The sequence below is a fragment of the Paenibacillus sp. genome (genome assembly GCF_035645235.1).
GTDB lineage: Bacteria > Bacillota > Bacilli > Paenibacillales > YIM-B00363 > Paenibacillus_AE.
Genome location: NZ_DASQMZ010000150.1, coordinates 1 through 11,748 on the forward strand (window position 1 = coordinate 1; position 11,748 = coordinate 11,748).

Below are 11,748 nucleotides of genomic sequence, written 5' to 3' on the forward strand. Positions count from 1 at the left end.
TTCGCATATAATAGGAAGATGAATATAGAACAGGGGTGAGAGTTCGATGGCCGACGAAAGAGTCGTGAAGCTGGCGCATATTTTGGTGAACCATTCGCTCCGGGTGCAGCCGGGAGAGAAAATCCTGATCAGCGGCTCGACGAGCGCGATTCCGCTCATTAAGGAAGCTTACCGAGCGGTGCTGAAGGCGGGCGGCCATCCGCACACCAACGTGGAAGTTCCGGGCTTGCTCGGCACGTTCCTGCGGGAGGGCTCGGAGGAACAGCTGTCGTACGCGGGCTGGCAAGAGCTTCTGTTCTATCATATGGACGGCTACATCAACATCTTGTCCGAGGAAAACACGAAGGACCTCACGAACGTCGAATCTTGGCGGACGACGGCGCGAAGCAAGGCGCGACGGCCGGCGCTCGAACATTTGATGGCCGATAAAGCGAAGTGGGTGCTGACGAAATACCCGACGCAAGGCTACGCTCAGGACGCGGAGATGTCGCTCGAGGAGCTGGAGGACTTTATCTTCGGCGCGACGAACGTCGACTACGCCGAGATCGAGCGTTCGATGCTGGCGGCCGCCGCGAGGTTCGACGCCGCGAGCAAGGTGCGGATCGTCGGATCGAACGGCACGGACGTGACGGTCGACATCGAAGGCCGCAAGGGCATCGTCGCCGCGGGGCGGCACAACGTGCCGGACGGCGAGTTTTACTACACGCCTAATTTTCGCAAGACCGAAGGCACGATCTTCTTCGAGTGGCCGACGACGTACAAGGGCCGCGAAATTTCCGGCATCCGTCTGACGTTCCGCGAGGGGAAGGTCGTCGAGGCGTCGGCGCAGAAGGGCGAGGCCTTCTTGTTCGAAGCGCTGGACGCGGACGAAGGCGCGCGATACCTCGGCGAGCTCGGCATCGGCGCCAACTTCGGCATCGATCGGCCGACGAAGGATATCTTGTTCGACGAGAAGATCGGCGGCTCGATCCACCTCGCGCTCGGGCAAGCGTACGAAAAGGGCGGTCCCGACGGCAACGTCTCGGTCATCCATTGGGATATCGTGAAGGGGCTGAAGGACGGCGGCGAAATGTACCTCGACGGCGAACTCGTGCAGAAAGACGGCAAGTGGGTGTTTTAACGTTTTCGAACGACGATTCATGCCTCCCGCATCGGCGACGCCGGTGGGTTCGGGAGGTTTTTTCGTTTCGTTTTTTTAAACGTTTCTTTCTATTGTGAACGTTCACAAAAATGTATTGACACTTCTAAAATTGTCCTTTACATTATCAATGTGAACGTTCACATTATGAGGGGGCAAGGACGTGGCAAGCACAATTAATGACGTTGCGAAGCTTGCTGGGGTGTCTAGGCAGACGGTGTCGAGAGTGCTGAATACGCCCAACCTTGTGAAGCCGGAAACGCTGGAGGCGGTGAATCGGGCGATGGCCATGCTCGATTACCATCCGAACGTGTCGGCAAGGTCGCTGGTCATGAGAACGACGAAAGCCATCGGTTTATTCATGCCCTTCACGACGGAACAGGTCAGACAAAACATGTTTTTTTCGACGCTGACCTCGGCGCTGTGTCATTACATGACGCAGCACGACTTCGTGCTTCAGCTGTTCACGGCGAGCGCGGGGGAAAATTACAGTGAAATGTTCAAACGGTTATACCGGGAGAAGCGGGTTGGCGGTTATATCATCACGTGTCCGGCTTTGAACATTAAGGAGATCGTGGAATTGACGAGAGAAGGCGTCCCTTACGTGCTGATCGGCAGGCCGGCCGTGGAGATGGAAGGGGTGCACTACGTCGACGGGGACAACAAGCAATCGGGGTACTTGAGCGCGATGAAAGCGATCGAGAACGGACATCGGCACATTGTGTTTTTGAATGCGCCGGAGTCGATGACGATGGCGGAGGATTTGCGCGCAGGCATCGCCCGGGCGGTCGAAGAGTCGGCGGATGCCGATGTCGTCGTGCGGGAAATTCATACCGACCTGACGATGCAATCGGCGATGAAGCACACCGTGCAATGTCTGAAGGAGAGTGCGAAGCCGACGCTGTTTCTTACGGCCGACGACCTGCTCGCCTTCGGGGTGATGAGGGCGGCCGGCGGGCTCGGGTACTCGACGCCGGAGCAGCTCAGCGTCATCAGCATGAGCGCGTCCGGTTGGGAGGAGATGTCGGAGAAGCCGTTGTCCCGCTCGGAGCACGACATCGCCAGTTTGGGTACGATCGCGGCGGAATATTTGATCAAGACGATCACGCAAGGGCCACAGGAACCGCTCCGCGAAGTGCTGCCGGTGAGATACATCCCTGGCGCCACCTGCGCGGATTTGTTAGCAACCACCAACCAAATCTAGGGGGAACGGAAGATGAAGAAACGTTTCAGCTTGGCCATGGTATTTTTGTTAGCGGTTTCAGTGCTGGTGACGGCTTGCGGCGGAGGAGGCGGAGCGACGGAAGAGGCGCCTCCGGCGAACGACGCGGGCACGGCGGCGGAGACGCCCGCGAAGGAAGAGGCGAAGGAAGAGCCTGCCGCCCCGAAGCCGCAAGAGCTCACGATGGTGCATATTCAGGGCGAATCCGCGTGGCCGGCCTACGAGAAGCTGGTGAAAGCGTTCGAAGAGAAAACGGGCCACAAGGTGAAGCTGCAGTACGTACCTGCGGGCGAATTCGAGAAATTCATCGAAGCGCAGTTTATCGCGGGGAGCGAGCCGGAGATTGTTTACTATAACGGCGGCGACCGGGCGACGTGGCATAAAAACAATTGGATTATCGACCTGTACCCGTACATGAACGAAGCGAATCAGTACACCGGCAAGCCATGGAAGGAAACGTATTTGCCGGGCACGATTGAAAGCGCTTCAGACAAAACCGACCCGAACAAGCCGAAGCTGTACGGCATTCCGGCGCAAATCGTAACGGTAAACCTGTACTACAATAAAAAGATTTTTCAGGAAATCGGCGTGACGCAGCCGCCGGCGACGATCTCCGAAATGATCGACGTCGCGAAGAAGGCGCACGACAAAGGCTACATCGGCTTCAGCTTGCAAAACTCGCTCGATTGGAACTTGAGCTGGCTCGCCTCCGATCTGTGGATGACGCTGCTTCGTCCGAGGCTTGCGGAATTCGACGTGCTGAACAAAAACGGCGAAGTCGAAATGAACGAATGGGTGCTCGCGGTCAAGAAGGGGCTTATCAACGAGAATTCTCCGGAACTGAAAGAATACCTGAAGACGCTCAAGACGCTTTCCCCTTACTTTAACGAAGGCTTTAATACGGCAAGCTGGGAATTCGAAGGATTGTTCAACGACGGAAAGTCGGCGATGGTGCTGAACGGCAGCTGGTATCCGAATCAACATTTGCAGGGCGGATACACGGTCGATTACGGGATCGCGGCGATTCCTTACTTGGATAAAGGGTTTTCCCCGCTCGGCGAAGACGAGCGCAAGAAGTACAAAATCGGAGCGGCTCCGGAAATTTCGATCTCCGGGAAGGCGGCGAAGGACGGCAAGCTGGACGCCGCGCTTCAGTTCCTGCATTTCTTCTCCGATCCGAACCAAGGCGCGAAGCTGATGACGGAAGAGCTGCTCACGATTCCGCCGGTGGCGGGCGTGCCGGTGCCGGAGCTGTTGAAGCCGGTCATGGACAGCTTCGGAGAGGAAACCGGGTTCGTCGCGAATTTCAACAACTTCGAGCCGGAGCAGAAAGACTTGTGGTTTAAGGCGCAGCAGCAATTCCTCGAAGGCAAAATGTCGGAGGAGCAATTCCTCGAGGCGTTCGGCAAAAATCTGCAAAAGTATGCGGATAACGCCATAAAGGCGAATCCGGATTGGAAGCTGGAAGAACACTTATAAGTCGGTCAACGAGAGAGGGGAACAACGCGTCCCCTCTCATTCATTCCCCGGGAGAGAGGCGACCATGAAGCACCGTTACATCTACCTATGTTTGCTGCCGAGCTTCGCGTTCGTAGGCTTGTTTCTGGTTTACCCGGCCTTCGAGGCGTTTCGCATCTCGCTCTACGATTGGACGATGCGAAATTATTATAACCCGAGCTTCTCCGGTTTCCAGAACTACGTCGACGCTCTCCGCGATCCGGTGTTCCTGAACTCCTTTTGGATACTAGCGATTTTTCTGGCATGGATGATCGTCGTCATCCAAGCGTTCGCGGTCATCGGCGCGTATTGGGTGTATTTACTCGGCGACTCGAAGGCGGGCGCCTTCTTCAAGACCGGCTTCGTCGTGCCGATGGTCGTGCCCGGCATGGTATTAACGCTGTTCTGGCTGTTTTTCTACGAGCCGAACTTCGGCATGTTGAACACGCTGCTCACCATGCTTGGGCTCGAGTCGTGGACGAAGGTGTGGCTGGGCGATTCGCAGGCGACCGCGCTGGGCGCGCTGTTGTTTAAGGGGTTCCCCTTCATCGGGGGCATGGGTTTCCTGATTTACCTTGCGGGGTTTCAGTCGATCGACGGCTCGCTGTACGAGGCCGCGCGCATGGACGGCGCGAAAGGGTGGCAGCTGTTCAAAAGCATCTCGCTGCCGCTCATCATCCCGCAGCTGAAGCTGACGACGCTGTTGACGCTGATCGGCGGCATTCAGCAGTTTTCCGACCAGTACATCTTGACGAAGGGCGGTCCCGGCTTCGATACGACCGTTCCCGGATTGTACATGTTTAACCAGGCGTTCGTATACGGGAAGCTTGGGGTCGGGTCGGCGGTGGGCGTCATCCTGTTTTTCATCATTATCGCGTTTTCCATGGCCAATCAGTTTCTGATCAAGAAAAAGGCATAGGTGAGTGGACTTATGAGAACGAGAGACCGATGGATTCGGACGGCGATGATCGTCGTCTTGGCGGCGCTGCTGTTTCTGACGCTTTTCCCGTTGTATTTCATGCTGGTATCTTCCGTGAAGACGAATTTTCAGCTGCAGACGAACTACTTCGGGTTCCCGGCGGAGCCGCATTTCGAATTTTACGCGGACACCTTCGCCAAGATCAAGACGTACATGATCAATTCGATGTTTATCTCGGGCATGTCCGCAGTCGGCGTATGCTTGATCGCTTGTCTGTCCGCGTTCATGTTCGCGCGTTACCGGTTCCCGGGAAAGCCGCTGCTCTACGGCGTGCTTGTGGCGTTCCTGATGATTCCGGGCATCCTGACGCTCGTGCCGCAGTTCGTGCTGGTGAAAGATTTGGGGCTGATCAACACGCCGTGGGCGGCGATTCTGCCTTATATCGCGGTCGGGCAGCTGGTGACGATCATCGTGCTGCGCACGTTCATCGAGGAAATTCCGAGCGAGCTGTTCGAGAGCATCCGCATCGACGGAGGCTCGGAAGCGCGAGCGTTTTTTCATATCGCGCTGCCGTTTTCGAAGCAAATCATTTTGTCGATGGCTCTGATCAACGTGCTCACGACGTGGAACGATTTCTTCTGGCCGCTGCTGGTGCTTCCCGATCAGGAGCGCATGACGGTGACCGTGGGCTTGTATCGCTTTATGGATCAACAGCAAATTTTGTACGGGCAAGTGTTTTCGGGCATGACGCTGTCGTCGATCCCGCTGATGCTGCTCTTCGGTTTTACGATGAAATACTTCGTGCAAGGCATGACGTCGGGAGCCATTAAGGCATAACCCAGAAGGGCAGGAGCGCAATTGTCGAATACACCTACGAAAACGATCCATCTGGTCTCCCATACGCATTGGGACCGGGAATGGTATTTGCCGTTCGAACAATTCCGGTATCGGTTGGTCGGCTTGCTGGATCGGCTGCTGGCGCATATGGAGGCCGATCCGGCGTACCGGTTTCACTTGGACGGCCAGACGATCCTATTGGAGGATTATCTGGAGTTGCGTCCGGAGGCGCTCGGCTCGCTGCAACGGCTGGCCGCCTCGGGCCGTCTCACGATCGGACCGTGGTACGTGCTGATGGATGGCTTTCTCGTAAGCGCGGAATCGTTCATCCGAAACATGGAGGAGGGGCATCGTGTCGGAAGCCGCATCGGGCCGATCTCGAAGGTCGGGTATATGCCCGACACGTTCGGCCACACGGCCCAAATGCCGCAAATACTGGCGGGGCTGGGCTTGGAATACGCGCTGATTTGGAGAGGGCTGAACGGCAGTCCCGAGGAGGCGCCCACGGAGTTCGAGTGGGAAGCGCCGAGCGGGGACCGGATCAAGACGATTCATTTGCCGTATTGGTACGGCTACACCAGCTTGATGAATTGGGAGGCGGACCCGCAGCAAGCGATCGAACGCATCGAACGGCTGGTCGCGCAAGTCGGGGGGCACAGCCGGACGGGCCGCGTGCTGCTGATGAACGGCTTCGACCATCTGGAGCCGCAGCACGACGTCGCTCGGCGCATCGACGCGTGGAACCGCTCGAAGCCGGTGCCGCTCGAGCAGACGACGCTGCCGGCGTACGCGGCGCTCGTGTTCGGCGAGCTCGCCGAGCCGCAGGTGCTGCGGGGCGAGTTCCGCCGCACGAACCACGCGAAGGACGGAGCGATCAATTTAATTTTGCCGAACGTGCTGTCCTCCCGCGTGTACCTCAAGCAGCAGAACGCGGACGCCCAACGGCTGCTGGAGCTGGCGGTCGAGCCGCTGCAGGCGGTGTCGACGCTGGCGCTGGGGCGCAGCGACCCCGCGTTCGTGCGGCAAGCGTGGAGGTACGTGCTCCAAAACCATCCGCACGACAGCATCTGCGGCTGCAGCGTGGACGCCGTGCACGACGAGATGGAGCTGCGCTACGCGAAGGCGGTGCAGATCGGCGAACAGCTGTGCGAGGAGACGCTGCAAACGTTGGTGCGCGAAGCGGACGGCGCTTGGATGGCCCCGGGGGATACGCGCGTGCTCGTATTCAACACGCTGCCGCATCCGCGCGAGGCGCTCGCGGAATTCGAGATCGATTGCGCGTCGACGGAAACCGTGTATCGAACGGTGCGAATCGAGGAGCGCGACGGCACGGTGCATTACGGGGAGATTATCGGCGACGCGCCGGTCTGTCCGATCAGCCGGTACAGCGGCGATTATCCGCTCAGCCGCGCGGCGGTCCGAAGAATGCGCGTGCGCGCGCGGTTTCGGCTCCCGGCGTTCGGCTACATCGTAGCGGCCGCCCGGCCGGAGGAGGCGCCGGCGCAAGCGGCGCTGCCGCTGCACGCAGGGGCGCCGTATTTGGACAATGGCATCGTACGCATAGAAATCGGATCGGGCGGACAAATCCAATGGACGGATTTGAAGACGGGCGAACGGACGGAGTCGCTGTTTTCCTTCGAAGACTCCGGCGACGTCGGGGATGGCTACGTGTATTCGCCGCCGGTCCGCAACCGGAAAGCGTATACGGGCGCGCCGGTCGGCGTCGAGCTGCTCGCCTCGGGGCTCGGCTGGAGCCAGCTTGCGGTGACGCATGAGCTGGCGGTGCCGGTGTCGGCGACGGCGGACGCGAAAGCGCGCAGCGACGAGACGAAGCCGCTGCGCCTTAGGACCGTATTGACGCTCCTGGACGGAAGCCGCACGCTGCATCTCCGTACGCATGTGCGCAACGAGATGCGGGATCACCGCCTCCGCGTGCTGTTCCCGGTTCGGGGGAAGACGGCGCCGGTGGCGGCGGGGGCCGCCTTCGACTGCATCGCCCGCCCGGACGCGGCGGCGCAGCCGAGCCGCGAGGCGTGGATCGAGAACGAACCGACGCAGCATCCGTTCCACCGGTATTTGTTTGCGGAGGCGGGCGAGCGTCGACTGACGGTCACGGCGCACGGCCTTCACGAGTACGAGTGGGTCGGCGACGTGAGCGACCCGTCCGCCGACGGCGCGATCGCCGTTACGCTGTTCCGCGGCGTCTCGCACCTCGCGGGAAGCGACCGGGGCATGGCGACGAAGGTAAGGCCCGGGCCGGGGCTGGAAACGCCGGGGAGCCAATGTTTGCGAGAGATGACGTTCGAGTACGCCGTCGCTTGGGAGCCGAGGGACGCCGCGACGCCGCCATGGCAAGCCGCGAACGAAGCGCATATGCCGGCGCTCGTCGCGACTTGGGCGGGCGCGCCGACGGCCGGCGGCCGTCTCGCGGCGACGGCGTCGTGGATTCGCCTCCTGGAAGGCGGCGACGCGGCGGACGTCACCGCGATGCGCCCGCTGCCGGACGGCGACGGCATGGAGCTGCGGCTCGTCAACGTGACAGAAGCCGAGCGGGAGGCGGCGCTCGAGCTGCGCTTCCCGGCCGCCGAAGTATGGGAAACCGCGCTGCACGGCGGGAAGCTGCGCCGCGTGCCGGTAACGGAAGCGGCGGACGGCGCCAAGCAAGTGCGTCTGCGGCTGCAAGCCAAGAAGATCGTTACGCTGTCGATTGCATTTTCGTAAAAACGAAAGGAGCTGCGCGATGGTTCAAGCGGTATGGATGAAACGGCTGTGTACGGTATTGGTCGGAACGATGCTGGTTACCGCATTTCCTGCGATGTCGTTCTCAAAGACGGGGGACAAAGGAGAGGTCGGGTTGGACGTCATCGAGATGGGGCCGAACGGCAACGAGCATCAGCATCGCATGAAAATCGAGGGCGAAAGCGAATTCGAAACGGTTCGCGAAACGATCGGACAGCAGGAGCGCACGTACGACACACGCGTTTTGCGAGGGGCAGGCAGCGCCGTCGCCTATACGGCCAAGGTGGTACCGGGCGCGCCGGTGACGCTGGACATCCAAGAAATCCATAAACGGCAAGAGCAATATATTTCCTACGATATTTACATTAACGGCGTAAAAACGTACGCAAGAAGCTATCAGGTGCGCGGCGCGGGGCCGAACCATTACTTCGTCGCGGCGACGGGCGGGTTGCCCGCGGCGGACGACGAGATGGAAATCCGCATCGTGAACCGGTACGACGGGGACGTGCACCTCGGGAAGCTGCGGGTGTATTCCGGCTTCGACGCGGCGGCCGCCGCCGAAGGCGCGGATCGGCCGATGCTGCTGTCGATCCTCGTGCCGATCGGATATACGAATTACGCGGAAGATCTCGCGCTCGTTCAGCGGATCGGCCGTTCGCTGCGCGGGAACGATCGGATGACGATCGGCTTCGGCGTCCAGCTCCGGTACGCCAAGTGGACGCCGGAAGAGGTGGAACGGCAGATCGATTACATCCTCTCGCTTTCCGACGACGCGGGTCTTCCGGTCAACATTCAGTTCGATACGTGGTGGGGCGGCACGCCGAACGGACCTGACGGGTTAGGCGGCTACTGGTCTGACGTCCCGTACCAGCAGGTCGTATACGATCCCGACCGCGGGTACGGACTCAGCATTCCGAATCAATGGAGCAGCACGCCTTGGCTGACCGTCGCGAACGAGCGGTTTAACGCGTTCAAGCAGGAGCGATTGAAGCGGCATATGGCCTACTTGGCGAAGCGTTACGCGGAAATGCGCGCCGAGGGCCGGCATCCGGTCGTGTCGGGGCTCATTATGGACAGCGAACCGGCGTACTGGGCGGTCGGCATGCCCGGAGCGACGCCGAACCAAAGCGCGGACTTTAACCCGGCGATGACGGCGAACGCGGCGCGGGACGGCATCGCGCTCGATCCGGCCGACGGGCTGTCGCTCGACGAGCGGCTGTGGCTGCTGTATCAAGTCACGAAATACAACGCCGGCATCGCGGGAGCGATGCGGGAAGGGCTCCGCGGCGAGCCGGTTCCGGCCGGCGCGGCAAGCGCGGCGGCGGCCGGCGACGACGGACGTCCGCTGTACGCTAAAATTTATTCGCAGGGGTTCGACGAGGTCAAGTTTCCGTTTCACGACGACGTATACCGCTTCTGGGAGACGGGGCTGATCGACGCGGCCAACCTCGGCACGGAATGGACGTTCGTCGACGCGCGGCAAAGCCTCGAGTATCAGCTGGCCCACGGCCGCACGGCGAACACGAATTTGGAAGCGTCCATGCTGGGGAGCAATTTCGACTCTGTCGCGCTTGCCTATGCCAACGGGTTGGATCATGTGTTCATTTATAATTTAGCGCCTTCGCAATACGCGGCGCTGCAGCAGGAAATCGACAGGGCGGATCGAACGTACGAGCCCGTCACCTATTCGTTGACGCTGCTGGAGCAGCATTTCAAAGATGACGCTTATTTGGAGCAAGTGCACGCCATCGACAACCTGCAACGCCGTACGGATTGGGAATGGAACCTGTCCGTTACGGACACGAGCCGTCCCGGCGCCGTCGTCTACAAGGTAAGCGACGGCGGCAAAACGCTGGATCGGCTGACCGTATCCTATTACGCGAGAGCGATCAATTACTTCGACCCGCAGGACGGGTCGAAACGGATTCGCATTTCCGCCGGTCCGTCCCCGGATGCTTTAACGCTCGTCCATGAGCTTTCCAAATCCGGACCGGTTCGAAATACGGTCGATCTCGACGATCACGCGGCGGGACGCACCGAACTGTACGTGAAATTCGAGCTCGACGCCGCCGGGCTGCCGGCGGGACTGGAGTCGTGGGTCGGCCTGCAGGAAGTCGCGTTCGGCATCGAGAACGGCAAGAGCGGCCACGTCGATCCGAACGTATCGTTCACGGAGAAGCAGACGCGGGCGCTGAATCGCTGGGTCGGCGCCGCGAAGGAAGCGGAGAAGCTGCTGGAGGCGAACCGTTCCGCGCTCGAAGCCTCCGGCGTCTGGATGGAGCTTTCGCGGTTGTACGAAGAAGGTCGGTATGGATCCGTGGAGTCGCGTGTCTACGAGGCGCTTTCGGAGACGCTGCCCGCCGCGTATGCGGTGCAAGGCGCAGGCGCCCTTGGGAAGTATCCGGTACGGCTCGCGCTCGACGACCCGCAGCAGACCGTTCATGCCTTCATCGAGCGCATCGAGCGCGATCGCCTCGCGATCTCGATTTCTTCGGCGAAGGATACGGCCGGCGCGCTGACGTTCGGCGGGTTGGACAGCGCCTGGTACGCGCTCGAACGACGCGACGACGGCACGTTCGTCGTGGCGAAATCGAACGCGGCGCAGCCCGGCGCGGCGAAGGCCGAGGGCGGGGAGGCGACGTTCCGCTTCGAGGTCGAAGGGAACGCCGCCGACGCCGCGCCCGCGCAGCAGGTGACGGGAGACTTCCGCGCGCACCGCGCTGGGGAGAACGCCGTCCACATTCGACCGGACGATGCCCGATACGCGGGCGCCGAGCTGATCGCCGTTCCGCTGGCGGACGATGTCGAGGTGGAGCTGACGATCGTCGAAACCGCCGAATCGACATCGGCGATCGGCGTGAGCGAGCTGCTCGTCGGCGACCAGCTGACCGTCACGAGGAACGCCGCCGGGGAAGCGATCCGCATCGAGGCGGCGCGCGGCAGCAAGCGCCTCACGATCGCGGCGATGCAGCAAATGACGCCGTACGCGATGGGCTCGCTGACGGACGAAGACGGGGGGACGTACGTTTTCGATCTGGATACGGTGTTAAACCTGAAGCAGCAATCCGGCAAGCTGCGCGACATCGTCGGCGGCCGCGTCGAGCTGGAAGCGGGCGACGTCGTCGAACTGGCGTACAATCCGGTCACGCGCCGCATCCTCCATATCCAGGACAGCAGCCTGCTGCTGTTCGAGGACTACGAGGACGCTGATCCGAACGCTTGGAAAGCCAAGGCGTTCGCTTACGCCAACGTGAAAACCGAGCCCGTCGACCAAAACTACCCGCAGCGCGGACTGGTGCCGGACGACATGTCCGGGATCGGCGAGGTCACGTACCGCATTCGCAGCGGCAACGACAGCTTCGGCGAGCTCGGGCTCAGCTACAAAACCCGGGTCAT

The 11,748-nt window shown here is 60.8% G+C and carries 7 protein-coding genes; all 7 read left to right on the forward strand.

Annotation, left to right across the window (positions count from 1 at the left end; genetic code table 11):
• Positions 1-46 precede the first annotated feature (46 nt).
• On the forward strand, positions 47-1,120 hold the full coding sequence (locus VEZ38_RS14910; protein WP_324894753.1) for an aminopeptidase: 1,074 nt from the start codon (positions 47-49) through the stop codon (positions 1,118-1,120).
• A 181-nt stretch (positions 1,121-1,301) separates the two neighbouring features.
• A complete protein-coding gene (locus tag VEZ38_RS14915; RefSeq protein WP_324894755.1) occupies positions 1,302-2,342 on the forward strand; it encodes a LacI family DNA-binding transcriptional regulator in 1,041 nt (346 codons plus the stop codon).
• 12 nt (positions 2,343-2,354) lie between these two features.
• Positions 2,355-3,839 carry an ABC transporter substrate-binding protein gene (locus VEZ38_RS14920; protein WP_324894757.1) on the forward strand — a complete coding sequence of 495 codons (1,485 nt, stop codon included), beginning with the start codon at positions 2,355-2,357 and terminating at the stop codon, positions 3,837-3,839.
• 64 nt (positions 3,840-3,903) lie between these two features.
• Positions 3,904-4,776, forward strand: a complete 873-nt coding sequence (locus VEZ38_RS14925; protein WP_324894759.1) for a sugar ABC transporter permease — start codon at positions 3,904-3,906, stop codon at positions 4,774-4,776.
• A gap of 12 nt (positions 4,777-4,788) precedes the next feature.
• Positions 4,789-5,613, forward strand: a complete 825-nt coding sequence (locus tag VEZ38_RS14930) for a carbohydrate ABC transporter permease (RefSeq protein ID WP_324894760.1) — start codon at positions 4,789-4,791, stop codon at positions 5,611-5,613.
• Between the two features lie 21 nt (positions 5,614-5,634).
• Positions 5,635-8,334, forward strand: a complete 2,700-nt coding sequence (locus VEZ38_RS14935; protein ID WP_324894762.1) for a glycoside hydrolase family 38 C-terminal domain-containing protein — start codon at positions 5,635-5,637, stop codon at positions 8,332-8,334.
• A gap of 19 nt (positions 8,335-8,353) precedes the next feature.
• On the forward strand, positions 8,354-11,748 hold a 3,395-nt coding region (locus tag VEZ38_RS14940), incomplete at its 3' end, for a hypothetical protein (RefSeq protein WP_324894764.1).

What these genes read in the sequence shown, in the direction of transcription:
- VEZ38_RS14910 (WP_324894753.1), top strand. Translation starts at nt 47, where the DNA reads ATGGCCGACGAAAGAGTCGTGAAGCTGGCGCATATTTTGGTGAACCAT.
- VEZ38_RS14920 (WP_324894757.1), top strand. Translation starts at nt 2,355, where the DNA reads ATGAAGAAACGTTTCAGCTTGGCCATGGTATTTTTGTTAGCGGTTTCA.
- VEZ38_RS14925 (WP_324894759.1), top strand. Translation starts at nt 3,904, where the DNA reads ATGAAGCACCGTTACATCTACCTATGTTTGCTGCCGAGCTTCGCGTTC.
- VEZ38_RS14930 (WP_324894760.1), top strand. Translation starts at nt 4,789, where the DNA reads ATGAGAACGAGAGACCGATGGATTCGGACGGCGATGATCGTCGTCTTG.